This window comes from Rhodococcus sp. PvR099 (assembly GCF_017833315.1).
GTDB classification, from domain to species: Bacteria; Actinomycetota; Actinomycetes; order Mycobacteriales; family Mycobacteriaceae; genus Rhodococcus_G; species Rhodococcus_G oryzae.
Genome location: NZ_JAFIBV010000001.1, coordinates 4,714,117 through 4,740,095, shown reverse-complemented (window position 1 = coordinate 4,740,095; position 25,979 = coordinate 4,714,117). Strand labels below are relative to the sequence as shown.

Annotated in this window: 27 protein-coding genes; 15 read left to right on the top strand and 12 right to left on the bottom strand. The window is 70.6% G+C overall.

Annotated elements, in window-relative coordinates; genetic code table 11:
• Positions 1–172 precede the first annotated feature (172 nt).
• Entirely contained in the window at positions 173–853 is a 681-nt protein-coding gene (locus JOE46_RS21955; protein ID WP_245221142.1) for a hypothetical protein, read from the top strand.
• Here the strand turns inward: JOE46_RS21955 and JOE46_RS21950 are convergent.
• Positions 850–1,860, bottom strand: a complete 1,011-nt coding sequence (locus JOE46_RS21950; protein WP_209928486.1) for a glutamate ABC transporter substrate-binding protein — start codon at positions 1,858–1,860, stop codon at positions 850–852. The two genes, JOE46_RS21955 and JOE46_RS21950, sit on opposite strands and share 4 nt — an antisense overlap.
• 123 nt (positions 1,861–1,983) lie before the next feature.
• Between JOE46_RS21950 and JOE46_RS21945 the strand changes: the two genes are divergently transcribed.
• The gene (locus JOE46_RS21945) at positions 1,984–2,763 is read left to right on the top strand and encodes a site-2 protease family protein (RefSeq protein ID WP_097210072.1); all 780 of its coding nucleotides are present in this window, start codon (positions 1,984–1,986) and stop codon (positions 2,761–2,763) included.
• A 51-nt stretch (positions 2,764–2,814) separates the two neighbouring features.
• On the opposite strand, the gene JOE46_RS21940 is transcribed toward JOE46_RS21945, so the two are convergent.
• A complete protein-coding gene (locus JOE46_RS21940; RefSeq protein WP_097210071.1) occupies positions 2,815–3,330 on the bottom strand; it encodes a helix-turn-helix domain-containing protein in 516 nt (171 codons plus the stop codon).
• Positions 3,331–3,386: 56 nt separating this feature from the next.
• Here JOE46_RS21940 and JOE46_RS21935 point away from each other — a divergent pair, with 56 nt between their 5' ends.
• From JOE46_RS21935 to JOE46_RS21920, 4 genes are read left to right on the top strand one after another with little or no spacing between them, the layout of a single operon-like run.
• On the top strand, positions 3,387–4,817 hold the full coding sequence (locus tag JOE46_RS21935) for an MFS transporter (protein WP_209928485.1): 1,431 nt from the start codon (positions 3,387–3,389) through the stop codon (positions 4,815–4,817).
• Positions 4,814–5,581, top strand: a complete 768-nt coding sequence (locus JOE46_RS21930) for a thioesterase family protein (protein ID WP_097210069.1) — start codon at positions 4,814–4,816, stop codon at positions 5,579–5,581. Before JOE46_RS21935 ends, JOE46_RS21930 begins: the two co-directional genes overlap by 4 nt.
• Positions 5,578–6,750: a thiolase family protein gene (locus JOE46_RS21925; protein ID WP_209928484.1), complete on the top strand. Its 1,173-nt coding sequence runs from the start codon at positions 5,578–5,580 to the stop codon at positions 6,748–6,750. The genes JOE46_RS21930 and JOE46_RS21925 overlap by 4 nt, the downstream gene beginning before the upstream one ends.
• On the top strand, positions 6,747–7,670 hold the full coding sequence (locus tag JOE46_RS21920) for an alpha/beta fold hydrolase (RefSeq protein WP_209928482.1): 924 nt from the start codon (positions 6,747–6,749) through the stop codon (positions 7,668–7,670). The genes JOE46_RS21925 and JOE46_RS21920 overlap by 4 nt, the downstream gene beginning before the upstream one ends.
• A gap of 61 nt (positions 7,671–7,731) precedes the next feature.
• On the opposite strand, the gene acpM is transcribed toward JOE46_RS21920, so the two are convergent.
• From acpM to JOE46_RS21905, 3 genes are all read right to left on the bottom strand, one after another.
• Entirely contained in the window at positions 7,732–8,037 is a 306-nt protein-coding gene (acpM, locus tag JOE46_RS21915) for a meromycolate extension acyl carrier protein AcpM (RefSeq protein ID WP_097210067.1), read from the bottom strand.
• A gap of 57 nt (positions 8,038–8,094) precedes the next feature.
• Positions 8,095–8,901 carry a helix-turn-helix domain-containing protein gene (locus tag JOE46_RS21910; protein WP_143548371.1) on the bottom strand — a complete coding sequence of 269 codons (807 nt, stop codon included), beginning with the start codon at positions 8,899–8,901 and terminating at the stop codon, positions 8,095–8,097.
• 67 nt (positions 8,902–8,968) lie between these two features.
• Positions 8,969–9,640 carry a helix-turn-helix domain-containing protein gene (locus JOE46_RS21905; RefSeq protein WP_097210065.1) on the bottom strand — a complete coding sequence of 224 codons (672 nt, stop codon included), beginning with the start codon at positions 9,638–9,640 and terminating at the stop codon, positions 8,969–8,971.
• A 154-nt stretch (positions 9,641–9,794) separates the two neighbouring features.
• On the opposite strand from JOE46_RS21905, the gene JOE46_RS21900 reads away from it, so the two are divergent.
• Positions 9,795–10,616 carry a class I SAM-dependent methyltransferase gene (locus JOE46_RS21900; RefSeq protein WP_209928479.1) on the top strand — a complete coding sequence of 274 codons (822 nt, stop codon included), beginning with the start codon at positions 9,795–9,797 and terminating at the stop codon, positions 10,614–10,616.
• Positions 10,617–10,686: 70 nt separating this feature from the next.
• Here the strand turns inward: JOE46_RS21900 and JOE46_RS21895 are convergent, their stop codons facing one another.
• Positions 10,687–11,598, bottom strand: a complete 912-nt coding sequence (locus tag JOE46_RS21895) for an aminotransferase class IV (RefSeq protein WP_097210063.1) — start codon at positions 11,596–11,598, stop codon at positions 10,687–10,689.
• A gap of 97 nt (positions 11,599–11,695) precedes the next feature.
• On the opposite strand from JOE46_RS21895, the gene JOE46_RS21890 reads away from it, so the two are divergent.
• A complete protein-coding gene (locus JOE46_RS21890; protein WP_097210062.1) occupies positions 11,696–12,658 on the top strand; it encodes a DUF389 domain-containing protein in 963 nt (320 codons plus the stop codon).
• A gap of 4 nt (positions 12,659–12,662) precedes the next feature.
• On the opposite strand, the gene JOE46_RS21885 is transcribed toward JOE46_RS21890, so the two are convergent.
• Complete coding sequence (locus tag JOE46_RS21885; RefSeq protein ID WP_209928477.1) at positions 12,663–13,619, bottom strand: YafY family protein; 957 nt, start codon at positions 13,617–13,619, stop codon at positions 12,663–12,665.
• Positions 13,620–13,683: 64 nt separating this feature from the next.
• Here JOE46_RS21885 and JOE46_RS21880 point away from each other — a divergent pair, with 64 nt between their 5' ends.
• Positions 13,684–14,148, top strand: coding sequence for a pyridoxamine 5'-phosphate oxidase family protein (locus tag JOE46_RS21880; protein ID WP_097210060.1), 465 nt, complete (start codon positions 13,684–13,686; stop codon positions 14,146–14,148).
• On the top strand, positions 14,145–15,068 hold the full coding sequence (locus JOE46_RS21875; protein WP_097210324.1) for an SDR family oxidoreductase: 924 nt from the start codon (positions 14,145–14,147) through the stop codon (positions 15,066–15,068). The genes JOE46_RS21880 and JOE46_RS21875 overlap by 4 nt, the downstream gene beginning before the upstream one ends.
• A gap of 6 nt (positions 15,069–15,074) precedes the next feature.
• Here the strand turns inward: JOE46_RS21875 and JOE46_RS21870 are convergent, their stop codons facing one another.
• The 3 genes from JOE46_RS21870 to JOE46_RS21860 all read right to left on the bottom strand — a co-directional run bounded on the left by JOE46_RS21870 (position 15,075) and on the right by JOE46_RS21860 (position 17,613).
• On the bottom strand, positions 15,075–15,995 hold the full coding sequence (locus JOE46_RS21870; RefSeq protein WP_097210323.1) for a cation diffusion facilitator family transporter: 921 nt from the start codon (positions 15,993–15,995) through the stop codon (positions 15,075–15,077).
• 69 nt (positions 15,996–16,064) lie between these two features.
• On the bottom strand, positions 16,065–17,159 hold the full coding sequence (locus JOE46_RS21865) for an aromatic acid exporter family protein (RefSeq protein WP_223263884.1): 1,095 nt from the start codon (positions 17,157–17,159) through the stop codon (positions 16,065–16,067).
• Between the two features lie 37 nt (positions 17,160–17,196).
• Positions 17,197–17,613 carry a DUF3151 domain-containing protein gene (locus tag JOE46_RS21860; RefSeq protein WP_097210322.1) on the bottom strand — a complete coding sequence of 139 codons (417 nt, stop codon included), beginning with the start codon at positions 17,611–17,613 and terminating at the stop codon, positions 17,197–17,199.
• Between the two features lie 60 nt (positions 17,614–17,673).
• Here JOE46_RS21860 and JOE46_RS21855 point away from each other — a divergent pair, with 60 nt between their 5' ends.
• Entirely contained in the window at positions 17,674–19,302 is a 1,629-nt protein-coding gene (locus JOE46_RS21855) for a hypothetical protein (protein ID WP_209928476.1), read from the top strand.
• Between the two features lie 82 nt (positions 19,303–19,384).
• Here JOE46_RS21855 and fbaA read toward each other — a convergent pair whose 3' ends face one another.
• The gene (gene fbaA / locus JOE46_RS21850; protein WP_027502545.1) at positions 19,385–20,422 is read right to left on the bottom strand and encodes a class II fructose-bisphosphate aldolase; all 1,038 of its coding nucleotides are present in this window, start codon (positions 20,420–20,422) and stop codon (positions 19,385–19,387) included.
• 273 nt (positions 20,423–20,695) lie between these two features.
• Here fbaA and JOE46_RS21845 point away from each other — a divergent pair, with 273 nt between their 5' ends.
• From JOE46_RS21845 to JOE46_RS21835, 3 genes are all read left to right on the top strand, one after another.
• Entirely contained in the window at positions 20,696–21,373 is a 678-nt protein-coding gene (locus JOE46_RS21845) for a DedA family protein (RefSeq protein WP_209929227.1), read from the top strand.
• 3 nt (positions 21,374–21,376) lie between these two features.
• On the top strand, positions 21,377–22,027 hold the full coding sequence (locus JOE46_RS21840) for a DedA family protein (protein WP_097210056.1): 651 nt from the start codon (positions 21,377–21,379) through the stop codon (positions 22,025–22,027).
• A gap of 96 nt (positions 22,028–22,123) precedes the next feature.
• Entirely contained in the window at positions 22,124–22,846 is a 723-nt protein-coding gene (locus JOE46_RS21835; protein WP_097210055.1) for an antibiotic biosynthesis monooxygenase, read from the top strand.
• 11 nt (positions 22,847–22,857) lie between these two features.
• Here the strand turns inward: JOE46_RS21835 and JOE46_RS21830 are convergent, their stop codons facing one another.
• Positions 22,858–24,003, bottom strand: a complete 1,146-nt coding sequence (locus JOE46_RS21830) for a GTP-binding protein (protein ID WP_209928474.1) — start codon at positions 24,001–24,003, stop codon at positions 22,858–22,860.
• A 59-nt stretch (positions 24,004–24,062) separates the two neighbouring features.
• Here JOE46_RS21830 and JOE46_RS21825 point away from each other — a divergent pair, with 59 nt between their 5' ends.
• Positions 24,063–25,973, top strand: a complete 1,911-nt coding sequence (locus tag JOE46_RS21825; RefSeq protein ID WP_097210053.1) for a glycoside hydrolase family 15 protein — start codon at positions 24,063–24,065, stop codon at positions 25,971–25,973.
• Positions 25,974–25,979: the final 6 nt, after the last annotated feature.

Here is a 25,979-nt window from a genome sequence, read left to right as displayed (position 1 = left end):
TCGGTTGGTCGGCTGACTTCGACGCTATTGCCGTGATGAGCCGATGACACGAGTAGTGAGGTACTCGTTATGTCCGCGTGCCCGGTTTGGTCGACCGAATGACACCTTCGTATCGTCTGGTTGTACGAATGTGACCTCCGGTCGACCGCCGACCCGAACCGGGAGCAGAACCTTGACCTGTCTCGTGCTCGCCTGCGGTGACGCGCCCATTCCGCCCCGGCTGGCGGAGCTCGCCACGGTCACCGCGCCCGCCGTCCCCACCAAGCCGGACTTCGACGAGCTGCTCCCCCGGCTGGACGAGCTGGGCGAGCGCTCCCCGTCCGCGCCCCGACTCATCGTCGTGGGCGAGGACGCCGCCCTGGCCGCGGCGCTGACCCGGCTGATGCGGAGCGAGCGGCTCTCCGTCGAGCTGGCCTATGTCACCGCGACGAGAACCGCGGCCACCCGGCTGTACCGGCTCCCCACCGGCTCCCCCGCCGCCGACCTGGCCGTGCTGGGGCAGGCCGCGCCGCTGCCACTGGTCCGGGACGATTCGGGCACCGCGCTGGTCGGGCTCGCCTCCATCACCGGACCGGAGGGCGGCGAGCTCGTCGGCGAGACCTACGCGGACTCGACCCGACTGTTCTCCGGAACCGTCCGGTCGGTGCGGGTCGCACCGACCCTGGAGGCTCCCGGCGTCCGGGCCACCGTCGGCCGCGGCTGGGGATTCCTCGGCCCGAGGTGGACCAGCGCGCGCGCCGTACAGACGGGCTCGACGGCCGCGGTCGTCACCCGCGACGGCGTCACGACACCGCGCTCGCTGAAGCGGTGCAGCTTCTATCGGCATCCGCAGGACTGGTTGCTCGTCCGCTAGTCGCGGTAGTGCGGTTCGGGCGGCGCTGGTGCGGGCCCGAGCACGGACAGCCAGTGGTCGTACAGCTTCGTCCAGGTCCCGTCCGAACGCATCCGCTCGAGCGTCCCGTTGACGAAGCGGACCAGTTCCTCGTCCGCGATGTTGACCCCGACTCCGTACGGCTCGGGTTCCAGGCTGCCCCCGACGATCTCGAGGTACGGGTCCTGTGCCGCGAGACCGGCCAGCTCGGTGTCATCCGCGGTGGCCGCGTCCACCTGCCGTTGTTGCAGTGCGACAAGACAATCCGCCCAGGTTTCGGTGGCGAGGACGGTGGCGGCGGGCTGGATCCGCTGCAGGTTGGCCAGCGAGGTGGTGTTGGGGACGGTGCACACCCGCTTACCCGCGAGGTCCGCGACGCCGCCGATTCCCGACCCCTCGGTCACCAGGATCCGTTGCGCGGCGTTCAGGTAGACGGTCGAGAAGGCGATCCGCTCCGCGCGGTCACAGGTGATCGTCATGGCGTTCACGATGAGGTCCACCGAACCGTCCCGCAGCGCGGGCTCGCGATCGACGGTGTCGCGGACCTGGAACTCGACCTTCGACGGGTCCCCGAAGATGTCGCGGGCGATCTCGCGCGCGACATCGACGTCGAATCCGGCGATCTGACCCGAATCGGGATCACGGTAGCTGAACAGGTTCGTGGACTGGTCGACCGCGACGATGAGCCTGCCGCGTTCGACGATGCGGGCCAGCGGGCCGCCCGGCGGCATCGCCCCCGGCGGCATCGGCGGGCCGGGACGCAGGCTGGCGGTCGCGTCGCAGCTCGTCGGTGCAGGCGCGGCTGAGGGCTCGCCGCTGACCGGTGCGAGGACCTGCGCGCCGCCCGGCAGCGGCGGACCGAACGTGGGGGTTGCCGTCGCGGGCCCTTCGGGGGAACCGGAGGAGCAGCCCGTTGCCGCCAGGAGCACACCCACCGCGAGCACCAGGGCGACGAGGTGCGGCGGGTGTCCCGTTCCTCGTCCCGACATCACACCCCCAGCTGGGCAATGGTCGACGTTCGTACCCGCCATCTTTCCGCTCGGCGGCCCCGAGCGGAAGGAATCCGGCCACACCTCGCCGGCCGCGAGGCGGATGCGGGTGATACTGGGCGCATGACCTTTCCCGGTGCCCCCACTCGGAGGGTCGCGATCCGCCCGAGCCCGGTCTTCTACGGCGTGCTCGCGCTTGCCGTGCTCGGCGGCGTGCTGTCCTGGAACGCCGCGCCCCGCTCGACGCTCGCGCACTTCGGCGTCTTCCTGCTGGTCATCGCGGGTTGGGTGGTCACGGTGTGCCTGCACGAGTTCGGCCACGCCTACACCGCGTGGCGGCACGGCGACGACGAGGTGGAGGCCCGCGGGTACCTCACGCTGAACCCGCTCAAGTACAGCCACCCGCTGCTCTCGATCGGGCTGCCGGTGCTGTTCATCGCTCTCGGCGGCATCGGGCTGCCGGGCGGCGCCGTCTATCTGCGCACCGCGGGCCTGCCTGCCCGGGTGCAGCGGCAGATCTCACTGGCCGGTCCTGCGGTCAATGCTGCCGCGGCGGTGGTGCTGCTGGTGGTCATCCGGTTTTTCGGCCTCGGCAGCGACCACAAGGTCTTCTGGTACGGCCTGAGCTTCCTGGCGTTTCTGCAGGTGATGGCGACGGTGTTGAACCTGCTCCCGATCCCGGGGCTGGACGGGTACGGGGCGCTGGAGCCGTCGCTGTCCCCGCAGACCCGCCGCTCCCTTGACCAGTACAAGGGCCTGGGCATCCTGTTCCTGGTGGCGTTCCTGTTCGTGCCGTCGGTCAACCGGGTGTTCTTCGACGCCATCTACGGGCTGTTCGGCCTGTCCGGGGTGCCGTCGATCTGGGCCGAGTACGGCAACTATCTGATGCGCTTCTGGCTGTAGGCGGCTCCGCCGCCCGTGCGCGGTTTGCGAGTGCAGGAACTCGTCGAGCACTCACGGGCGCCGACGGCGCTCTTCGACATGGCGGCGATACTGCTCGCCGGGGCGGATCCGCAGCCCCTCGAGCGGCATCGCGCGTCCCGACTCGCCGCGCACCTCCACCCGTACCGGCTCACCGGTGTCGTTCTCGACCAGGTCCAGCGGCGCGCCCTTGCCGTCCTGCAGGTACTTGTCGCCCCACTGCATCAGCGCCAGCACCGCGGGCAGCAGATCGCGCCCCATCTCGGTGAGCAGGTACTCGTGCCGGGTGCGCTGCCCGGGCTCGCGGTAGGGGCTGCGCTCGAGCAGCCCGGCCTCTGCGAGCTCGCGCAGCCGCGCCGACGCGACCGCCTCGGTGATCCCGACGCGGGCCGCGAAGTCGTCGAATCGCGTTGTGCCGTAGTAGGCCTCTCGCATGATGAGCATCGCCGACCGGGTGCCGATGACCTCCATCGCCTTGCCGATCGAGCATCGCGTGGCCCGCCAGGCGTCCCGGTCGGCCAGCACACCCTCCAGGTGAATCGCTCCCATGGCGTCATCGTACCCCTGGCTTGCGTAATCCATAGTCAGCTCGTACCTTGCTGACTATGGAACTCCATAGTCAGCTATCGCGGCCGGTCCGCTCCGGACCTGTCCTCCTCGCGCTCTGCGGCGCGAGCTTCCTGGCAGGCCTCGACCTGTTCGTCGTCAACGTGGCGTTCGACGAGATCGGCGCCGACTTCACGGGCCACTCCCTCGCGGACCTGAGCTGGATCCTCAACGGCTACGCGATCCTCTACGCCGCGCTGCTGATCCCGCTCGGACGCTGGGCGGACAAGGTGGGCAGGCGCCGCGGATTCCTGCTCGGGCTCGGGCTGTTCGTCGCGGCGAGTGCGGCCTGCGCGCTGGCCCCGAACCTGTGGTCGCTCATCGGTTTCCGCGCCGCCCAGGCCATCGGTGCCGCGCTGCTCACCCCGGCCAGCCTCGCCCTGATCCTCACCGTCCTGCCCGCCGAGCGCCGCTCCGCGTCCGTCCGCATCTGGGCCACCGCAGGCGCCATCGCCGCCGCGGCAGGCCCCGTGATCGGCGGCGTCCTGGTCGCCGCATCCTGGCGCTGGGTGTTCCTGATCAACGTCCCGATCGGGATCGCGTTCCTCGTGCTCGCGGCCCGCTCCATCCCCGAGTCCCGCGACCGCGACGCCGACCATCCCGACGTCCTCGCCGCCGCCCTGCTCACCGTGGCGGTCGGGGCGCTCGCTCTCGCGCTGGTCGAGGGGCCCGACTGGGGCTGGTCGAGCGTGGGGGTCCTCGGCGCGCTCGGGGTCTCCCTCGTGTCGGGTGCGGCGTTCTGGATCCGGAACGGCCGCGGCGGCGCACCGATTCTCGACCCCGCCATGCTCCGGGTGCGCAGCTTCGCGTGGTCCAACGCCGCGATGCTGCTCTTCAGCGCCGGGTTCGCCGCCGCGCTGCTGGCGACCATCCTCTGGATGCAGACGGTCTGGGGCTACTCGGCGACGCGCACCGGCATGGCGATCGCGCCGGGCCCGCTGATGGTGCCGGTGTTCGCGATCGTCGCACAGCGGCTCGCCTCCCGGGTCGACGCGGGCCGGATCGCCGCCCTCGGCTGCCTGCTCTGGGGCGGCGGCGCGGTGCTCATGGCGGCGTCCGTCGGACCGGAACCGGCCTACGCGACGCAGGTCCTGCCCGGCTGGCTGATCGCGGGCGTCGGTGTCGGCCTGGCGCTGCCGACCATCCTGGCCACCGCCACCGCGGGCCTGCCGCAGGATCGCGCGGCCACCGGCAGCGCCGTGGTCTCCATGCACCGGCAGATCGGCGCGGTCATCGGCATCAGCGCCCTCGTCGCCATCCTGGGCACACCCATCGGATTCGAGTCCACCCGAACGGCTTTCACGCATTCCTGGTGGGCCGTCGCGGCGGTCTCGGCGCTCGCGGCCGCCGCCGCGCTCGGCATCACCGCCCGCACCTCGCCCCCGGAGCGCTCCGCCCCCGCCACCGAGCCCGCGGAGGTATTGCGATGACCACCACCACCACCACCACCGGGTTCCCGACGAGCTTCGACGAGTCCTGGCGGGGGTTCGGCGGCATCCACGGCGGCCTGGTCGTCGCCGCACTGCTCCGCGGCGCCGCCCGCGCCCTCGACGCCACCCCGGTCGCGGTCACTGCCCACCTGTACGCCCCGGTCGCCGCGGGACCGTTGACCGTCGACGCGGAGGTGGTCATGGGTGGACGCTCGGCGGGCGTCCGGGCGCGCCTCGGCGACGCCGCGACAGCGGTCGTTCGGCTGGCCCGGTCCCCCGGCACCACCGTGGCCTGGCCACCCGGTCCCGTGTCGCCGCCCGACGTGGACCCGGAAACACTTCCCCCGCTGGAGATCCCGGTCGAATTCGTGCCGTTCTCGCAGTACCTCGACATCCGGCCGATCAACTCGGCGCGGCCGTTCGCGGGCGGCGAGACACCGGAGTTCGACGTCTGGATCCGCCTGACCGCCGACATCGACCTCACCCCACAGGAGACCGCGGCGGTGCTGCTCGACGCCCTGCCGCCCGGGCTGTATGCCACCCGCACCGCGCCCGTCCCGATCCCCACCATCGAGTTCAGCGCCCACTTCCCACCCGGAACGCCACCCTCGCGCTGGTACCGGCTGCGGCACCGCACCGCGTGGGCGACCGACGACCTGTGCGTCGACGAGGCCGAACTCCACACCGAGACAGGTGAACTCGCCGGACAAGCACGCCAGCTCCGCCGAATCCTCGGCGGCGCCACCACGAAGGAGCAGTCATGAGAGACGCCGTCATCGCCGCCGCCGTCCGCACCCCGATCGGCAAGGGCAAGCCGGGGGGCGCCCTGCACGGGATCCACCCGGTGGACCTGCTCGCGCACAGCCTGACCGCGCTCGTCGATCGCACCGGGATCGACCCGGCGCTCGTCGACGACGTGATCGGCGGCTGCGTCACCCAGGTCGACCAGCAGGCCGCCAACATCACCCGTACGGCGCTGCTGGCCGCGGGTTTCCCCGAATCGGTGCCCGGCACCACCGTCGACCGGCAGTGCGGCAGCAGCCAGCAGGCCGTCCACTTCGCCGCGCAGGGCGTCATCTCCGGCGCCTACGACGTGGTGATCGCCTGCGGCGTGGAGTCGATGAGCCGCATCCCCATGGGGTCGAATATCCGCGCGGGCGCCGATCCACGTGGCACCCGGTTCGCCGAGCGCTATCCGGACGGGCTTGTGCCCCAGGGCATCAGCGCCGAACTGATCGCCGCGCGCTGGGGCATCTCGCGGGCCGAGATGGACGAGTTCGCGCTCCGGAGCCATGCGAAGGCGCACCGCGCCACCGTCGGCGGCGCCTTCGCCAAGGAACTCGCCACACTGCCCGAACTCGGCACCGACGAGGCCATCCGCCCCGGCGGCACGCCGGAGTCGCTGGCGGCGCTGCGTCCGGCATTCGCGGACGAGGCGATGGCGACGCGGTTCCCGCAGATCGACTGGGGAGTCACGGCGGGCAACTCGAGCCCGCTCAGCGACGGCAGCGCAGCGGTGCTCATCACCACCAGCGAGACCGCGGCCCGGCTCGGGCTCACCCCGCTGGCGCGGTTGCACAGCTTCGCGGTCGCGGGCGACGACCCGCTGTACATGCTCACCGCGATCATCCCGGCCACCGAGAGGGTGCTGCGGCGGGCCGGGCTCGCGCTGGCGGACATCGACCTGTTCGAGGTGAACGAGGCCTTCGCCTCGGTGGTGCTGGCCTGGGCACAGGAGACCGGCGCCGACCTCGACCGGGTCAACGTGCACGGCGGCGCGCTCGCCCTCGGTCACCCGCTCGGCGCCAGCGGCGCACGGCTGCTCACCACCCTTGTGGGCGCGCTGGAACAACGTGGCGCCCGCTTCGGTCTGCAGACCATGTGCGAGGCTGGCGGCATGGCGAATGCGACGGTGATCGAGCGGCTGGCGTGACATCAACCGAGGTCACGACCCGTCCCGTCACCTTCGGGTGCCGGGACGGCGTCGTGCTGGGCGGGAACCTGTTCGATCCCGCGGTCGCGGCTACGGACGCGCCGATGGTGATCGTCAATTGCGCCACCGGGGTGCTGGCCCGCTACTACCACCGGTACGCGCGGTTCCTGGCCGAGCTGGGCTCGCCGGTGCTCACCTACGACTACCGCGGCATCGGCGAGTCCCGGCCGCCCGGCACGCTGCGCGGCGCCGCGATCCCGTGGCGAGCGTGGGGCGAGCAGGATTTCGACGCGGCGGTCGAGTTCGCGCGGACGCAGGAACCGGACCGTCCGCTGGCCGTGGTCGGGCACAGCATCGGCGGGTTCCTGCCGGGGTTCGCCGCCGGTGCGGTGCACGTGGACCGGATGCTCACCGTCGGCGCCCAGTACGCGTACTGGCGCGACTACGCCCGCCGGAGCCGGGTGGGCCTGCTCGCGAGGTGGCACCTGGCGATGCCGGTGCTCACCGCCGCCTACGGGTACTTCCCCGGCCGCAGGCTCGGCTGGCTCGAGGACCTGCCCGCGGGTGTGGCCCACGAGTGGGCCTTCCGCCGGGCCGCGATGGAGTCCAGCTACCCGCGCGGCGAGCGGGCCGAGGTGCGGCGCCGGTTCGCGGCCGTGCGGGCACCGATCCTGGCGGTGGCCACCACGGACGACGAGTTCGGCACCCCCGCCGCCCTCGAACGGACGCTCGGGTACTACCGGGGCAGCGACCGCGCCCGGGTGGAACTGGACCCGACACTGTTGGGCCACGAGGAGATCGGCCACTTCGGGCTCTTCCACGATCGGCACCGGGACGGGTTCTGGCGTGGCACCGCCGAGTGGCTGCACCGCGGGGTGAACCCGTGGCCGGCGGCCACCGAACGCCGGGCCGAGGCCTGAGTACCCATCGGCGGGAAGGATCCGCCCCGGTTTCCGGGGCGGATCCTTCCCGGGTCGCCGATCAGGGGCGGTCGGTCTCGGATTCGATCTTCGCCCGGATCGCTTCCGCGGCTTCCGAATCCTGGGCCGCCAGCTTCTGGATGTAGTCGACCGCATCGCCGACGGTCCGCAGACCGGCAAGGTCCTCGTCGGGGATCTTCACGCCGTACTTGTCCTCGGTCTGGACCGCGATCTCCACCATGGAGAGCGAGTCGATATCGAGATCGTCGACGAAGGACTTCTCGATCGTCACCTCGGACGGCTCGATTCCGGTGACCTCCTCGATGATCTCGGCGATTCCCGAGACGAGTTCTTCCTGTGTTGCCACTTCCTGGCTCCCTTTCTCACGTGGACCGCTTCGATCGAGCGGTTGATTTCGGGTGGATCAGCGTCGACGGGAATCGGTCACGGGCACACCGTTTCCGGGCCGCGCCTGGTAACGCGGCGTCGTTCCCGGCCGTCGCCGCCGCTCGAGTTCCGGATAGGAGGGATCAAAGATCTCGTAGGTCTCTTCGATCGCCGCGGTGAGCAGCTTCCACACCTGATGTGCGGTCGGGCGCCGACCGGGCCAGCCGTTTCCGAAGAGGTCATCGCCGTCCCTGAGCCCGATCTCACCGAGCGGGAGCGACGTGTGGCTGCCCGCGCATCGCCCGTCCTCCAGGCCCGGGCAGCGCTCGATCAGGTAGCGGCCTCGCCGATCCCAACCGTCCTCGGTCGTCTCGTCGGGCCTGCCCTTCCAGCGTTCCTGTGAGTACACGAGGATCCGCTGGCCGGTTGTCACCTGCAGGTACTCGCGAGCGGCGGTGTCGGCGAGACCGGCCGAGCGGAGGAGTTCGACGTCGATACCGTGGCGGGCCATCCGTTCGTGGCTGACGAGCTGGTCGTCCTCGATGATGAAGTGCTGCCCGGACATGCCCGCGACGTCGACCCACACCCCGAACCTGAGCACCTCGACCTGACCGGCCGCCGACTCGTCGTCGACCTCGGGACCGATCGCCATCGCCCGGATCGACGATTTGCTGACGTCCAGTTCCGCCGCGATCCTGCGGTCGCTCAACCCCTCGGCACGCATGACGGCGATCGCCTCGGCGATCACACTCCGGTACGTCGCATCGGCGATCTCCGCCCGTTCCCGGGCGAGCCGGGCGGCCTCGACGGAGACGCCCACCCGGAACGAATGATGATCTTGCACGGCAGCAGCATGGCACGCAGGCGTCCAAGTGTCCAGCCAATTGGACACTTGGCCATAGCGTCGGACACTACGGCCTGACGGTCGCGGCCAGGTTCATCTGCCCCAGCCACGCGGGCACCTCCCGCGCAACCGAGCTCGGCCCGGAGATGGTGACCCGCCCCGACGTCAGCGCCTGCTCCCAGGACCGGTCCCCGCGCCAGACCTCGATCAGGGTGCGCAGGCCGGTGGCGACGGTGACGGTCACCTCGAAGCCAGGGTCGTAGTCGCAGGCGTCGGCCTCGTCGCCGGTCACGCAGAGCCACCACCGCCCGGCGCGGGCGGCGACGTCGTCGAACTCGAAGGCCACCACGGTGCGACCGCGCGGCCACCGGTCGATCGGCACCGTGCGGCGGATGTCCCACATCAGTAGGTGCGGGTCCAGGTCCTCCTCGCCGAGTTCGCCGATCCAGCGCACGCCCCACGCCCCGAGGGCCTCGACCACGCCGCCGAGCTCCTCACCGCAGGGCGTGAGCGCATAGCTGCTCCGGCCGTCCTCGACGGTCCGGCGGACCACCCCGGCCCGCTCCAGCGTCCGCAGGCGCTTGGACAGCAGCGCGGGCGACATCTTGGGGTTACCCCGCCGCAGGTCGTTGAAGCGGGTGCTGCCGGCCAACAGCTCGCGCACCACGAGCATGGTCCAGCGCTCGTCGAGCAGCTCCATGGCCTTCGCCACCGGGCAGAACTGGCCGTATTCCGACACGGCTTCCTCCTCGGTTTGCCCCCTGACCAGTACACGCCTGGCCCGGCGAGGACGCCAGTACAGATCGTGAACCGCCGGTGGTTCACATCTGGGACTAGAGCTCCCGCCGGGATGGGCCGACGCTGGAAACACCACCACATCCGAGGAGGACTTCATGAGCACACACACCACCGCCGCCCCCGACATCAAGGCCAAGCACCGGGCCATGTGGGCGCTGGGCGACTACCCGTCGGTCGCCGCCGACGTCATCGCGGCCCTCGGCCCGAGCCTGGTCGGGGCCTGCGGCATCAGGGCGGGCGACCGGGTCCTCGACGTCGCGGCCGGTTCCGGCAACGCCTCGATCCCCGCCGCCCGACTCGGCGCCGCCGTCGTCGCCTCGGACCTGACCCCCGAGCTGCTCGAGTCGGGCCGTCGGCAGGCCGAGTCGCTCGGCCTGACGCTGGACTGGCGTGAGGCCGACGCGGAGGCACTGCCGTTCACCGACGACGAGTTCGACGCCGTGATCTCGTGTGTCGGAGTGATGTTCGCACCCCACCACCAGCCGAGCGCCGACGAGCTCGTCCGCGTCCTGCGCCCTGGCGGCACGCTCGGGCTGATCAACTGGACGCCCGAGGGATTCATCGGCCAGATGTTCGCGACCATGAAGCCCTACGCTCCCCCGCCGCCCGCAGGCGCGCAGCCGCCGCCGCTGTGGGGCAGCGAGGAGCACGTGCGCACCCTCCTCGGCGACCGCGTGACAGAGGTCGTGGCGCGCCGCGAGCGGCTGACCGTCGACTGCTTTGACACCGCCGAGCAGTTCCGCGACTTCTTCAAGGCCTGCTACGGCCCGACGATCGCGGTGTACCGGGCGATCGCCGACGACCCCGAGCGCGTCGAGGCCCTGGACCGCGAGCTCGCCGAGCTGGGCCGACGCTTCGACCGCAGCGACGGCACCATGGAATGGGAGTACCTGCTGCTCACCGCCGTCAAGAAGTGAGCGGCTCCGCCGCCCGTGCGCGGTTGACGAGTCCACACACTCGTCAACCGCGCACGGGCGCCGCAGGCGCCTAGAGTTCCGTGACCCAGCCGTGCAGCTCATCGGTGCGCATGGCCGCCGCGTGCCGCTTGCGCAGGGCCTGACCGATCGGTCCCGCGGTGCCGTCGCCGACCACCCGGCCGTCCACCTCGAACACCGGGGCGACGCCCGCGGAGGTGCCGGTGACGAACACCTCGTCCGCGATGTACAGCTCGGTGAGGTCGACGGTGCGCTCGACGACGGGGATGCCGTCCTCCGCCGCGAGAGTGAGCAGGGTCCGACGGTTGATGCCGTCGAGGATGTCGCAGGACACGTCCGGCGTGATCAGGGTGCCGCCGCGGACCAGGAAGATGTTGGCTGCGCTGAGCTCGCAGACGTGGCCGTTCCCATCGAGGAAGATCGCGTCGTCGTAGCCGGCGTCGATGGCGTCCTGCTTGGCCAGCACCGAGTTCACGTACGCCCCGTTGACCTTGGCGCGGGAGGGGATGGCGTCGTCCGGGATCCGGCGCCAGGTGCTGGTCTTGAGCCGCATGCCGTCCTGCGGGACGATCGGCACCGCGTCGTAGACGAACATGCTGACGGTGGTGTGGCAGCCGCGCACCCGGGTGCCGGCGATCGACTCGTCGACGTGCACGGTGGCCCGGACGAACACGTCCTCGGTCGGCGCGTTCGCGGCGACGAGTTCGGTTGCCACCGAGACGAATCGGTCGTAGTCCCACTCGTCGGCGAACCGATCCATCCCGATGATCTTGCAGGACTCGACCATTCGCTGGAAATGGTCACGCAGCCGAAATGCGCTACGCCGGGACCCGTCGACCTGCACCGGGAACACCGTGTACACGCTGAGCCCGTACAGCACAGCCGAGGTGGCGACGCCGAGCGTCGCCTCCGCGACGTCGACGATCCGGTCACCGAAGTACACGCGGGGATGTGGGGTAGCCATGGCACGCCATGCTATCGACCAGGTCGGTACCCCGGAAACCGAATTTCGTGCCGGCCACCTCCCGCGACTTCCGCCTGACTCCCGGCAGACTGTCGGGATGCTCCATTTGCGGATCCTGGCGCCGAGCGACCTGACCGACGAGGCCCTCAGGATCCTCGACGCGGAACCGGCCGTCAGCGGCCTCGCGGTGATGCGCGGCGCCTCGCTGCGCCCGGAGGGCGACGTGGTGTACGCCGACATCGCCAGGGAGGCGGCCAACGACGTGATCGACGAGTTGCGGGCCACCGGGTTGCACCACCGCGGCAGCATCGAGATCGAACCGGTCAACGCGTGGCTCTCCCGCAGCGGATTCGACGCCGAACTGCGCACCCCGGGCAGCAGCGCGGACTCCGTGGTGTGGGCGGAGGTCGCGCAGCGCTCCTACGAGGAGACCGAACTCAACTGGACCTACCTGAGCTTCATGTCCCTGGCGACCCTGCTGGCGGCGATCGCGATCATCACCGACTCACAGATCCTGGTGATCGGGGCGATGGTGCTGGGGCCCGAGTTCGGGGCGATCGCCGCACTCGGGGTCGCGCTGGTGCGGCGCCGGTGGGTGCTGCTCGCGCTCGCGGTCCGCACCCTCGTCGTCGGGTTCGTGGTCGCGATCGCGGTCACGGCGATCCTCGCGGTGGTCGGCAGGGGGCTGGGCTGGGTGACGATCGACGACGTCACCGGTCCGCGGCCCGACACCGCGTTCATCTACAGCCCGGACAAGTGGTCGTTCATCGTGGCGGTGATCGCGGCGGCCGCAGGCGTGCTGTCGCTGACCTCGGCGAAGTCGGCCGGACTGGCCGGCGTGTTCATCTCCGTGACGACGGTGCCCGCCGCGGGAAACGTGGGACTGGCCCTGGCATTCGGCGCCGGTCACGAGATCTGGGGCAGCAGCCTGCAGCTGCTGCTGAACCTGTCCGGCATGGCGATGGCCGGATGGGCGACGCTGACGATTCAACAGGCACTGTGGTCGCGGGTGTCGGTGCGCAGGGCCCGTGCGCTCGACCGGGTCCGCCGGATGCTCTGAGACCTCAGCCGTTCCGTCGGGCCATCTCCGCACCGATCGCGCGCAGGCCCGCGCGCAGCGAAGCCGGCTCCAGCACCTCCACGCCCGCGCCGAGCGCCGTCAGCTGGTGCACCGCAACCTCTTCCGACTCGAGCAGCAGTCCCGCCTCGACCCAGCCGTCTGCGTCCGCCGGGCCCGGGGTCACCCGGGCGGCCTCCGGCCCGATAACGGCGGGCAGCGACCGCCACGCCGCGGGCGCGAGCCGCACCCGGCACGGGTACCGCAGCAGCGACCGGTCGAACTCGGCGGCCGATCGCGCCCACCAGGCCGCCAGGTCGAAGTCGTCCGGTCGTCGGGCGTCCCCGTCGAGGACCACCGCGGCCTCGACCCGCGAGACCCGGAAGGACAGCGCCGCGCCGCGATGCGCGGCGACGAGGTACCAGATGCCCGCCTTCGCCACCAGCCCCAGCGGGTCGAGGGTGCGGGTCACCTCCCGGCCGCCCCTGCGATAGCCGATCCGCACCCGACGGCCGTCGAGCACGGCCCGCGCCACCGTCGCCAGGTGTGGGGCGTTCGCCGCCCGCCCGAACCAGCCGGGGGCGTCCACGTGCAGGCGGCTGCGCCAGAGCTCGGCACCCGCACGCAGCGGAAGCGGCATCGCACCAAGGAGTTTGGCCTCCGCGGCGGCCGTCTGCTCCCCCAGACCCAGGTCCGCAGCCAGACCGGGGACTCCGAGCAGCATGAGCGCGGAGGTCTCGACGCCGGTCATCCCGCTGAGCTTGGACTGCCAGCCGTCGAGGAGCCGGATGCCGCCGCCCGGCCCGCTCTCCGTCCACAGCGGGACGCCCGCGGCCTGCAGTGCCGCGACGTCGCGGTACACGGTGCGCACGGACACCTCCAGCTGCTCGGCCAGCCGCTCGGCGGTGCTACCCGGGCCGCCCTGCAGCCGCAGCATGAGGTCGAGCAACCGACTGGAGCGCACCGGCGAAGCCTATCCCGTAATCACTGACAGAAGATGTCAGTGATTACGGTGCACACTGACCGTCATGACAACCTGGCAGCAGTTCTCCGACGAAGCACCGGCCTTGTCCGAATCCATCGCCGCGCGGCTGCGCGTACACAAGCATCACGTCCTCGCGACGCTGCGGGCCGACGGATCCCCGCGGGTCAGCGGCACCGAGGTGGAGATCTTCCGCGGACTACTGGTTCTCGGGTCGATGGCGGGCGCGATGAAGGTGCGGGACCTGCACCGCGACCCGCGCTTCTCGCTGCACTCCAATCCGGGCCACCACACCATGGAGGGCGGCGACGCGAAGATCTCCGGTCGCGCCCGCGAGCTGTTCGGAGACGAGAAGCAGGCAATCCTCGAGAGCTACGACCAGAACCCCGGCGACGAGGCGCAGATCTTCGAACTCGGCGTCGAGGAGGCGGTCCTGACGACGGTCTCGGAGGACCGGCTGCACGTCGACCTGTGGCGGCCCGGCGCGGGCGTCACGAGGCGCAGCCGGTGAGCGGGCCGGATCTGACCGGAAAGGTGGCGCTGGTCGCGGGTGCCACCCGCGGCGCGGGCCGCGCCATCGCGGTCGAGCTGGCCCGCGCAGGCGCGACCGTCTACGCGACCGGGCGCAGCAGCCGCGAGGCCGGTCGGTCGGAGATCGACCGACCGGAGACCATCGAGGAGACGGGCGATCTCATCGCGGCGACCGGCGGTGACGGTGTCGCGCTGCGGGTCGACCACCTCGACCCGGACCAGGTACGCGCGCTGATCGCCCGCATCGACACCGAGCACGGTCGGCTCGACGTCCTGGTCAACGACATCTTCGGCGGGGACAGATACGCGCAATTCGGCACCAAACTCTGGGAGCACGACCTGGAGGGCGGCCTGCGCATGCTGCGGATGGGCATCGACACCCACGCGATCACCAGCCATGTCGCGTTGCCCCTGCTGATCCGCCGACCCGGCGGCCTGGTCGTCGAGATGACCGACGGCACAGCGGAATACAACGTCGCCTACCGGCACCAGGTGGGCTTCTACTACGACCTGATCAAGGCCGCGGTGCAGCGGATGACCACCGCGCAGGCCCACGAACTGGCCCCGCTGGGCGGCGCGGCGGTCGCCGTCACCCCTGGCTGGCTCCGGTCGGAGACGATGCTGGAGATCTTCGGCGTCGCCGAGGACAACTGGCGCGACGCGCTCGACCGGGAACCGCATTTCGCCATCTCCGAGTCGCCGACCTTCGTGGGCCGGGCGGTCGCCGCGCTGGCCGCCGACCCGGATGTCATGGGGTTCAGCGGAACCGTGGTCTCGAGCGGGCAGCTGGCCGAACGGTACGGCTTCACCGACGTGGACGGCTCGCGGCCGGACTGCTGGCGCTATCTCGTCGAGGTGGCTGACAGGGACCTGCCCGCCAACACCGAGGGCTACCGCTAGCCGGCGTCACCAGGTGAGGTTCTCCTGGCAGTGGCTGCCCTCGACGCCCGACTCGATCTGCACGGTCGCGTGGCCGAGCCCGTGCGCGTCGAGCACGACCTTCGCCGCGCCGAGCACCTGCCGCGAATCCGCCTCGCTGGTCAGGTGCACGGTCGCGACGTCCATGCCGGTGGTCAGCGTCCACACGTGCAGGTCGTGCACGTCCGAGACCCCGGACAGGGCGCGCAGATCCGACTCGACGGCGTCGACGTCGACGTGCGCGGGCGAGGCCTGGGTGAGGATGCGCAGCGCGGCGCCCGCGAGCTTGACCGCGCGGGGCACCACCCACAGCGAGATCAGCACGCCCACCACGATGTCGGCGTACGGCCAGTTGAACACCAGCACCACGGCGCCTGCGATGAGGACGCCGACACTGCCGACGGCGTCCGCGAGCACCTCGAGGTAGGCACCGCGGACCGCGAGGGAGCCCTTGGCGTCGGCGCGCAGCATCAGCATCACGACGATATTGGCCGCGAGCCCGGCAGCGGCCGTCAGCATCAGCGGCAGGCCGGGTACCTCGGGGGCGTCGCCGATCCGTCCGATCGCCTCGTACATCACCCACGCCGCGACGGCCAGCAGCAGCACCGCGTTGGCCATCGCGGTGAGCACCTCGGCGCGATGCCAGCCGAAGGTGCGTGCGGCGGCCTTGGACCCCTGCCTGGCGAGCAGCAACGCCACCAGGCCCATCGACATGCCGACGACGTCGGTGAGCATGTGCCCGGCGTCCGCGAGGAGCGCGAGCGAGTTGATGGTCAGGCCGACCGCGACCTCGAGCGCGAGGAACGCGAGCAGGATCCCCAGCGCGATGACCATCCGGCGGATCCGGCCCGCCGACGGCCCCGCGGCGGTCGGCTCACCCCCGTGGCTGTGCCCGTGCCCAACTCCCATGACGCTCCCCTTCGTGTGGTTCGCGTCCATCATATGCATACATTCGCATATGTGGCTACATCGTCGCCGCTACTGCTCCGGCGGATAGTAGGGATGCGCGACCGTCGGCGGCAGGGTCGCGATGGCCGAGATCCGCTTCAGCCCCGCGACCTGCAGCAGGTCCACCGTCAGCGAGCGGATCTGCGCGAACACCACGGTCGCGGACACGCCCGCGTTCTCCACCAGTTCGGCCTTCGCCCCGGACGCCACCGAGCGCAGCACCCGGGCCGCGTCGGCCTGGTCGGGCTTCTCGCCGGGATCGGCCAGCATCATCCGGCGCAGCACCTCCAGCGCCTGCGCGAGCTTCTCCACCTCGTCGACCAACCGCGGATCGAGGATCTCGTCGTCGCGGACCAGCGTCAGCGACCGTCGCGCGAGCACCCGGATGTTGCGCATCGCGTTGTCGATCGGATCGGCGGTGGCGCTCAGCCGCGCGAGACGTTCGCGCGAGTTCCAGTACAGCGGCGATACCCGGCTGATCTCCCGGCCACCGATCAGGTTCGAGCGGAGCCCGTCGATCGCCGACTGGGTGTCGCGGGCCTTCTGCAGCGCCTTGACGATCGGTTCCGGGTCGTTCTCGACCAGCCCGTCCGCCACCAGCTGCAGCACCTCCCCCGCGGTGCCGAGGATCGCGGCGGCGTGCTGCCGCGCCCGCAGCACCGGATGGGTCGGCACGAACGCGACGACGAGGATCCCGACCAGGCCACCGATGAGGGCGTCGATCATCCGGTCGGGACCACCGCCACGTTCGGGCGGGATCAGCGTCGCGACCAGCACCGCGGAGGTGCCGGCCTGCATCGAGATGATCGGCCCGCCGTCGAGGAAGATCGCCGTCGACATGGCCAGCATCACCACCAGCACGATCTGCCAGGCGCCGGTGCCGATCTGGGAGATCAGCAGGTCACCGATCCCGATGCCGACGGTGACGCCCGCGAGCAGCTCCACCGACCGCCGCAGCCGCGCCCCGAGGGACAGGCCCAGCGAGACGACGGCCGCGATCGGCGCGAAGAACGGATTCGGGTGGTGGATCAGGTCATTGGCGATCCACCAGGCGAGTCCGGCGGCGAGCGCGCACTGCAGGACGGGAAACGCCGACCCGCGCAGCCGTTTGACCGAGGCCCTCAGTCGAGCGCGGCCCCGGTCGGCGGTGAAGAATTGAGGGCTAGCCGAGGCCAAGTGCTTCGGCGGCCCTGGGGTCGCAGTCCTCGAGCAGGTCCAGGCAGCGGGCGTGCTCGTCGGATTCGCCGATCGCCTTGGCGGCCTTGGCCAGTACCGCGACGCAGCGCAGGAACCCGCGGTTCGGCTCGTGGCTGTACGGCACAGGACCGAAACCCTTCCAGCCGTTGCGTCGCAGCTGGTCGAGCCCGCGGTGGTAGCCGGTGCGCGCGTACGCGTAGGCGGTGATCGTCTGATCGTCGGCGAGTGCGGCCTCGGCCAGGTAGGCCCACGCGATGGACGCCGTCGGATGGTCGGCCGCAACCTGCTTGGGGTCCGCCTTGTTCAGGAGTTCGGACTCCGCGTCGTCGTCTCCGGGCAGCAGGGTGGGCTGGGGGCCGAGCAGGTCACCGAAAGAGGTCATGCCGACCATTGTGCCCCGACCACCGGTCGCTCGATAGGCTGCCCACAGTCACGAACAGGAATGGCGAACGAGAGGGCGGACGTGTCGGACCCCAAGAACCCGGAACCCAAGGACTCTGCCGCCCAGAGCGCGGAACCCGGCAGCGACCGGGCAGCGATCGGCGCGGACGCGAAGGACACCGGAAACGCCTCGGTGACAACGCCGGAGACGACGGACGCCGAGGCACAGGAGACCCCCGAGGCCGAGACCCCGGCCACCGAACCCGACATCGCCGGCGATGCCGCTGTCGCTGTCGCTGTCGCTGTCGCTGTCGCTGACGAGGCGGAGGCGGCGGACGGGCATGCGGCCGACGACACGCCGGTCACCGACGCGACGGACGACGTCGCACCGGAGTCGGCGGAGCACACCGAGAAGGACGAGGACCCCGCGCCGGTCGAGACCGTGACCGAAGCGAAGTCCGAGCCCGGAACAGAGCCAGAGGCCGAGACGGGGGCCAAGCCCGAGCCCGACGCCGAGGCTGAGGCGGATGCCGAGGCTGAGGCGGATGCCGAGGCAGACGCAGAGCCTGAGGCGGAGGCTGAGCCCGAGGCGGACTCCGAAGCGAAGTCCGAGCCCGAGCCCGAGGCGGACGCCGAAGCGAAGTCCGAGCCCGAGGCGGACGCCGTGACCCAGGGCGAGGACGCACCGGCCGAGCCCGAGCCCGAGGCGGACGCCGAATCCAAGGCCGAGCCCGAGCCCGAGGCGGACGCCGAATCCAAGGCCGAGGACGTCCACGCACCGGCCGAGCCCGAGCCGACGGACACGGACACGGACACCGACGCCGATGAGGACGGATTCGCCGCGGTCACCGTCCCGGTGGAGAGGTCGGGCGCGGCATGGAAGCCGCAGGCTCCGACGGCCGCACCGCGAAAGGTCGTGCCCGCAGGCGCCCCGCCCGCGCCCACCACCGCCCCGCAGTCCGCACCCGCGGCCACCGCCGGGACCCCAGACGACGCCACCGTCGCCCTCCCGAGGGTCACACCGCCGCCCGCCGCCCCCGACGACGCCACCGTCGCCCTCCCGAGGGTCACCCCGCCGCCCGCACGGCCCAACGCCGTGGTGCCCCCGACCCAGGTCTCGCGCCCCAAGGCCGCGCCGGCCAAGGTCGGTCCCGGCCGACCCGCACCGGCGGTCCGGCCGCCCGCGGGTGCCTCTCCCATCGCCGCGCCGCCGCGCCCGGCACCTCCGGTCGCGGGGCCCGCCAAGATCCCCGCCCCGGAGCCCGCGTCGAGCGGCAAGAAGCGATGGCCGATCGTCGTCACCGTCGGCGTAGTGCTGGCCGCCGCGGCGGGTGGGGCCTACCTGCTCACCTCGACGGTCAGCAGCAACTCGGCGGAGGACCAGGTCAAGACCGCGATCAACACCTTCGTCGACGCGATCGAGGGCGGAGATCTCGCGACCCTGCGGACGATCTCCTGCGGCGACCTGGCGTCGTACTACGCGCAGATCCCCGATGCCGAGTTCGCCGACGTGTACCGGGTGGCGGTCGACCAGCGGTCGATCCCCGTCGTCGAGAGCATCGACACGGTCTCCATCACCGACGACACCGCGATCGCCCAGGCCACCGTCCACACCGGCGCGGCCCCGAACGAGAGCTCGGCGCGCTCGTTCAACCTGCAGCGCGACGGCGACGCGTGGAAGGTCTGCTGACCTAGCCCGGAAACGACGAAAGTGCAGCTACCGGGGCATCGGCCGAGAGGCCGAGCCGGTAGCTGCACTTTCGTGCGAGCGACTAGCTGCCGGAGACGGAGCGTCCGGCGGACTTGAGGTCGTTGCAGGCCTCGATGACGCGAGCGGTCATGCCGGCCTCGGCCTTCTTGAGGTAGCTGCGCGGGTCGTAGACCTTCTTGTTGCCGACCTCGCCGTCGATCTTGAGGACGCCGTCGTAGTTGGCGAACAGGTGTCCGGCGATCGGGCGGGTGAACGCGTACTGGGTGTCGGTGTCGACGTTCATTTTCACGACACCGAAGTTCAGCGAGTCCTCGATCTCCGACTTCAGCGAGCCCGAGCCGCCGTGGAAGACGAAGTCGAACGGCTGCGAGCCTGCGGCAAGGCCGAGCTTCGCGGCCGCGACCTTCTGGCCCTCCTCGAGCACGGCGGGCTTGAGCTTGACGTTGCCCGGCTTGTAGACGCCGTGCACGTTGCCGAAGGTGGCGGCCAGCAGGTACTTGCCGTTCTCGCCGACACCGAGCGCGTCGACGGTCTTCTCGAAGTCCTCGCTGGAGGTGTACAGCTTGTCGTTGATCTCGGCCTCGACGCCGTCCTCTTCGCCGCCGACCACGCCGATCTCCACCTCGAGGATGATCTTCGCGGCCGCCGAGAGCTTGAGCAGCTCCTTGGCGATCTCCAGGTTCTCGTCGATCGGGATGGCCGAGCCGTCCCACATGTGCGACTGGAACAGCGGGTTCTGGCCCGCGTTGACGCGCTCCTGCGAGATCGCCAGCAGCGGACGCACGAAGCCGTCGAGCTTGTCCTTGGGGCAGTGGTCGGTGTGCAGCGCGATGGTCACGTCGTACTTCGCGGCGATGACGTGCGCGAACTCGGCCAGCGCGACGGCGCCGGTGACCATGTCCTTGACGCCGAGGCCGGAACCGAACTCCGCGCCGCCGGTCGAGAACTGGATGATGCCGTCACTGCCCGCGTCCGCGAAGCCCTTGATGGCGGCGTTGATGGTCTCGGAAGAGGTGCAGTTGATGGCGGGGAAGGCAAAGGAGTGCTCCTTGGCCCGACCGAGCATCTCGGCGTAGACCTCGGGAGTTGCGATCGGCACGGAACTGACCTCCATTTAAAGAGTCGAGGGGCGCATCCCTTGATGTCAGGGGCGCCGGGGGTACATGCAGTATTGCAAACCCCGCCGCGCGTGCCCGACGACTCCTGACCGTCGCCGCCCACCGGCGACCTCACGATTGCCGCCGGCGCCGCGTGCGTTCACCCGGTTCCGACCGGCCGCGGGGCGCGGGCGGGCGAGCCCGCGCCGATCGCCGGTACTCTGGGCCGCGTGATTGTGCAGGCAGCCTCGGAGTCCGTGACCAACCTAGCCCTGATGCCCCAGTGGATGGACCCGATGTATCTGCTGACGGAGTCGTGGCTCAAGAACCTGGTGCTACCGGCGATCCTCACCATCGTCTTCATCGAGACGGGCCTGCTGTTCCCGCTTCTGCCTGGCGATTCGCTGCTCTTCACCGGTGGCCTGCTCGCCGCACAGCCGAACCCGCCGGTCAACATCTGGGTCCTGATGATCGCGGTGCCTGTCGTGGCGATCCTCGGCGACCAGACCGCGTACTGGATCGGTCGCAAGATCGGCCCCGCGCTGTTCAAGAAGGAAGACTCGCGCTTCTTCAAGAAGGAGTACGTGACCGAGTCGCACGCGTTCTTCGAGAAGCACGGGCCGAAGACCATCATCCTGGCCCGCTTCGTGCCGATCGTGCGCACCTTCACCCCCGTGATCGCGGGCGTCTCGAAGATGAACTACCGCACCTTCCTCGGCTACGACATCGTCGGCGGCATCCTGTGGGGCGGCGGCGTCACGATCCTGGGCTACTTCCTCGGCAATGTCGCCTTCATCCGCGACAACGTCGAGGCCATCTTCCTGCTCATCGTCTTCATCTCGATCCTGCCGGGCATCGCCGCGGTGGCCAAGAAGGTGTTGGCCTCGCGCCGCGAACCGGTCGCAGCGACAGCGCCCGAGGTCCCCGTGACCCAAGACGACCCGACGCCGTAGCCGATGACGCTCGCCGCCGGCAGTTTTGCGCCACTTGAAACCGCCGGGCCGGCGGTGGTGTGGCTGATCGTCCTCGCCTTCGTCTTCCTCGAGTGCGCCGTCATCATCGGCCTGTTCCTGCCCGGTGACTCCCTGTTGATCACAGCGGGCATCGTGCTGGCGGGCCACTCCTCGGGTTCGGCCCACGTGTGGGCGCTGTCCGCGGGTGCCGCCGTCGCCGCCATCGCGGGCAACCAGGTCGGCTACCGGATCGGCCTGCGCACCGGGCACCATCTGGTGGCGCGCCGCGGGGGCCGCTACGTGACGGCCGAGAACCTGCACAAGGTCAACGTCCTGTTGGATCGGCACGGCTTCCTGTCGGTTCTGGTGGCGCGCTGGATTCCGTTCGTCCGGACCCTGTGCCCGCTGGTCGCGGGCGCGGCGGGGATGAACCACCGCATGTACACGGTGGCCAGCAGCCTGGGCGCGCTCGCGTGGGCCCCGGTGCTGCTGCTGATCGGCTACTACGCGGGCGAGTTCCTCCAGCGCGTCCCGTGGCTGATGCCTGCGGTGCTCGCAGTGATGGTGGTGTGCCTGATCGTCGGCACGGTGCTCGGCATCCGGCATTACCGGCAGGAGATGGCAAAACCACCCGTGGACTACGCCGTCGAGTGACCGCGTCCCCACGGCTTGACCTCAATTGAACTTCAGGTTCAAGGATGTCTCTCAGGACCCGAGCCCCAGCGCCCCCCGAGAGACCGGAGATCAGCCATGAGCGTCGTCAGGAACCCCCACGCGCTGCCACGGATCACCCGTCCCGGTGCCGGCATCGTCAAGGCCAGTGCTTGGGACGTCGGCACGCCCGAGCGACAGCGGGCGGCGGTCGACGCGATCGCCGCGGCCTGGGGCAAGCGCGACTGGCCCGACGAGCACCTGCTCTCCTACAGCGTCTACATCGGCAATGACGGCGGGACGCTGTTCCACTACTCACAGTGGGCCGACGAGGAGAGCTACCGGATCTGGCTGACGGGGGCGCGGAGCGACACGGTCGCGGAGATCGACGCCGCGGTGCCCGGCATCGAGCGACTCTGGCTGCACACGTACGAGCTGTACCGAAACAGGGGCGGCTCCGCCGGGGACGCCGGCCGGGTGCCGGGCGCGATCATCGTCGTCGACATCGAGTTCGACGGTCCCGACCCCGTGCGCCAGCGGGCCTGGGTGGACGGCGTCTTCGAGGCGCTGGAGAACGACCCGGAGCCGGCCCCCGGCGGGATCTCCGGACACTTCCACGTCAGCGTCGACGGGACCCGGGTGCTCAACTACGCCGAGTGGGAGAGCGCGCAGGCGCACATCGATGCCCTCGCCGGGGGCGAGGGCATCGGCTCGGCGACGCCCGAGTGGCACCGGGTGCAGAGCTTTCCCGGCGTGACCGGTCTCGGCATGAAGCGGTACACGCCCGCGCTCAGCCTGAGCGGCGGCGTCGCGGGGGCGTGAACCGCCCCGCCTCAGTGCTCGTGGTCGTCGAGTTCCCACGCGGGCAACGGATCCGGGTAGCCGACCCACGCACTCGGGCCCGCGGCCAACTCGCCGTCGGTCAGCAGGGCGGTGTCGAGGATCCGCTTCGGCGCGTGCACGTCCAGGCGGACACCGATGAAGACGAGCTCCTGCCCCGGTGGCACCTCGGCGCTCGACCACAGCTGCGCGGGCTCGATCGTCAGGTTCGGCCCCGCCTGCGACCAGATCGCCGCGACCTCGGGCCTGCTGGCGATCCAGCAGAACCCCTTGCTGCGCAGCAACCCCTTCAGCTCCGCGAGCGCGACCTCGAGGCGCGCGGGATGGAACGGCCGGTCGGCCCGGTAGGTGACGCTGCGGATGCCGTACTCCTCGGTCTCCGGGGTGTGCCCACCGGCCAGCTCGTCGTCCCAGCCGGGAGCCCGGGCGGCGAGCTCGGGGTCGTAGAGGCCGGTCTCGAGGACCTCGTCGAGGTCGACGACGCCTGCCACCGTGCGCAGCAGTCGCGCGGACGGGTTCAGCCTGCGCAGCGTCGCCTCCACCGTCCCGGCACCCTTTTCGCTGACGAGGTCGGTCTTGGTGAGCAGCAGTACATCGGCGAATTCGACCTGGTCGACGAGCAGGTCGGAGATGGTGCGTTCGTCACCGTCCCCGGCGACCTCGCCGCGGTCGGCGAGGCGCTGGCCGCGGGTGAGCTCACCGAGGAAGGTCGACGCATCGACGACGGTGACCATCGTGTCGAGCTGCGCCACCTGGCCGAGGCTGAACCCGTCCTCGAACTCCCAGTCGAAGGTCGCGGCGACCGGCATCGGCTCGGAGATGCCGGTCGACTCGATGATCAGCTGGTCGAACCGACCGTCGCGGGCCAGTGCCCCGACCGCCTCGATGAGGTCCTCGCGCAGCGTGCAGCAGATGCAGCCGTTGGTCAGCTCGACCAGCTTCTCCTCGGTCCGGTCGAGGTGCCCCTGGCCGGCAACCAGGGCGGCGTCGATGTTGATCTCGCTCATGTCGTTGACGATCACCGCGACGCGGCGCCCGTCACGATTGGCGAGCACATGGTTGAGCAGGGTGGTCTTGCCCGCGCCGAGGAATCCGGACAGGACCGTGACGGGCAGTTTCTTGGTCGGGACTGAAGTCATTCCTTAATAGTAATGGTTACCATTTCCGTCTATGCCACCCGTGTGCGCGTCGCACCCCGATGGGGGTACAAATCACGCACCGCCGCCGGGCCCCGGCGTACCTTCACAGGGCACAGGCACCCCGCAGAACCAGACGAAGGGCGGCGATCATGTCCGAATTCCCTCCGATCGCCGACTACGCATTTCTGTCCGACTGCCAGACGTCTGCCCTGGTCGCCCCCGACGGTTCGGTGGAGTGGCTGTGCATTCCACGACCCGACGCCCCCAGCGTGTTCGGCGCGCTCCTCGACCGGTCCGCGGGGTCCTTCCGGTTCGGCCCGTCGCACGTCCAGACGCCCTCGCAGCGTCGCTACCTTCCTGGATCGATGGTCCTCGAGACGACCTGGTGCCTGCCCACAGGAACCCTGGTGGTGCGCGACGCGCTGGTGATGGGCCCGTGGAACGGCACCACCCGGTCGGACGAGTACCGGCGGCCACCGGCGGACCAGGTCGCTCAGGACATGTTGCTGCGCACCGCGGAATGCATCGAGGGCAGCGTCGAGATCACCGTCAATTGCATGCCGCTCTTCGAGTACGGCAGGTCGACCGGCGCGTGGACCTACTCGGGCGAGGGCTACGAGAGCGCGACCTGCTCCGCAGGCGAACTCACGCTGACGTTGACGAGCAACCTCCGACTCACCTTCGGCTCGGCGCGGGCGGGCACCAGGACCGAACTGTCCGCTGGGGATACCGCTTTCGTCGCGCTCTCCTGGAACGGACTTTCCGTCACGAGCCTCGACCAGGCCACCGGCCTGCTCGACGGGACCGACCGGATGTGGCGCGACTGGATCAGAAAGGGCGACTTTCCCGACCACCGGTGGCGCCCGTATCTCGAGCGCAGCGCGCTCACCCTCAAGGGCCTGACCTACGCCCCCTCGGGCGCCCTGATGGCGGCCGCGACCACGTCACTTCCGGAAACGCCTGGCGGCGAACGGAACTGGGACTATCGCTACACGTGGGTGCGGGACTCTGCGTTCATGCTGCACGCCCTGTTCGAACTCGGCTACGACTGGGTGGCCTTCGAGTATTTCGCGTTCCTGATCGACGCCGCGGCGAGCGGTCCGATGCAGATCATGTACGGCCTCGGCGGCGAACGCGACCTGACCGAGCACACCCTCGACCACCTCTCCGGCTACGACGCCGCCCGTCCGGTCCGGGTCGGCAACGGTGCCTGGAGCCAGCGCCAGCATGACATGTGGGGGATGCTGATCGAGTCGGTCGCGACCCACGTTCGGCACGCCAGCCAGCTCGGCCCTCCCGCCTGGGCCCTGGTCACCCAGCTGGTCGACAGCGCGATCGACGTCTACCGCAAGCCGGACCGGGGCATCTGGGAAGTGCGCGGCGAACCCCGGCACTTCACCGCGTCGAAGGTCATGTGCTGGGTGGCGGCCGACCGCGGCGCATCGATGGCCGCGGATCGCGGGGTGGGCGAGCTCGCGGAGCGATGGCGGCAGGCAGCCGACGAGATCCACGCCGATGTGTGCGCCAACGGCGTCGACGCCCGCGGGGTGTTCGTCCAGCACTACGACACCACCGCCCTCGACGCCTCCACCCTGCTGATCCCGATCATGGGTTTTCTTCCCCCGGAAGATGATCGGGTCCGGGCGACGGTACTGGCGATCGCCGACGAGCTGACCACCGACGGGCTCGTCCTGCGCTATCGGACGGAGGAGACGGACGACGGCCTCTCGGGCGAGGAGGGCACGTTCACGATCTGCTCGTTCTGGCTGGTGTCCGCCCTCGCGATGATCGGCGAGGTCGACCGGGCGCGGATGCTGTGCGAGAAGCTGCTCTCGTTCGCCAGCCCACTGCACCTCTATGCCGAGGAGATCGAGTCCTCCAGCGGCAGACACCTGGGCAACTTCCCGCAGGCCTTCACCCACCTCGCGCTGATCGACGCCGTCACCAGCGTGATCAAGGCCGGGGGCTGACGACGG

Bases quoted from the DNA above. Each gene is read 5' to 3' on its own strand.
- JOE46_RS21930 (WP_097210069.1), top strand. From the start codon at position 4,814: ATGACCACCACCACCACCACCACCGGGTTCCCGACGAGCTTCGACGAG.
- JOE46_RS21825 (WP_097210053.1), top strand. From the start codon at position 24,063: ATGGGGGTACAAATCACGCACCGCCGCCGGGCCCCGGCGTACCTTCAC.
- JOE46_RS21845 (WP_209929227.1), top strand. From the start codon at position 20,696: ATGCCCCAGTGGATGGACCCGATGTATCTGCTGACGGAGTCGTGGCTC.
- JOE46_RS21855 (WP_209928476.1), top strand. From the start codon at position 17,674: ATGGCGAACGAGAGGGCGGACGTGTCGGACCCCAAGAACCCGGAACCC.
- JOE46_RS21890 (WP_097210062.1), top strand. From the start codon at position 11,696: ATGCTCCATTTGCGGATCCTGGCGCCGAGCGACCTGACCGACGAGGCC.
- JOE46_RS21835 (WP_097210055.1), top strand. From the start codon at position 22,124: ATGAGCGTCGTCAGGAACCCCCACGCGCTGCCACGGATCACCCGTCCC.
- JOE46_RS21830 (WP_209928474.1), bottom strand. From the start codon at position 24,003: ATGACTTCAGTCCCGACCAAGAAACTGCCCGTCACGGTCCTGTCCGGA.
- JOE46_RS21840 (WP_097210056.1), top strand. From the start codon at position 21,377: ATGACGCTCGCCGCCGGCAGTTTTGCGCCACTTGAAACCGCCGGGCCG.
- JOE46_RS21925 (WP_209928484.1), top strand. From the start codon at position 5,578: ATGAGAGACGCCGTCATCGCCGCCGCCGTCCGCACCCCGATCGGCAAG.
- JOE46_RS21870 (WP_097210323.1), bottom strand. From the start codon at position 15,995: ATGGGAGTTGGGCACGGGCACAGCCACGGGGGTGAGCCGACCGCCGCG.
- JOE46_RS21880 (WP_097210060.1), top strand. From the start codon at position 13,684: ATGACAACCTGGCAGCAGTTCTCCGACGAAGCACCGGCCTTGTCCGAA.
- JOE46_RS21860 (WP_097210322.1), bottom strand. From the start codon at position 17,613: ATGACCTCTTTCGGTGACCTGCTCGGCCCCCAGCCCACCCTGCTGCCC.
- JOE46_RS21945 (WP_097210072.1), top strand. From the start codon at position 1,984: ATGACCTTTCCCGGTGCCCCCACTCGGAGGGTCGCGATCCGCCCGAGC.
- JOE46_RS21900 (WP_209928479.1), top strand. From the start codon at position 9,795: ATGAGCACACACACCACCGCCGCCCCCGACATCAAGGCCAAGCACCGG.
- JOE46_RS21935 (WP_209928485.1), top strand. From the start codon at position 3,387: ATGGAACTCCATAGTCAGCTATCGCGGCCGGTCCGCTCCGGACCTGTC.
- JOE46_RS21950 (WP_209928486.1), bottom strand. From the start codon at position 1,860: ATGTCGGGACGAGGAACGGGACACCCGCCGCACCTCGTCGCCCTGGTG.
- JOE46_RS21895 (WP_097210063.1), bottom strand. From the start codon at position 11,598: ATGGCTACCCCACATCCCCGCGTGTACTTCGGTGACCGGATCGTCGAC.
- JOE46_RS21940 (WP_097210071.1), bottom strand. From the start codon at position 3,330: ATGGGAGCGATTCACCTGGAGGGTGTGCTGGCCGACCGGGACGCCTGG.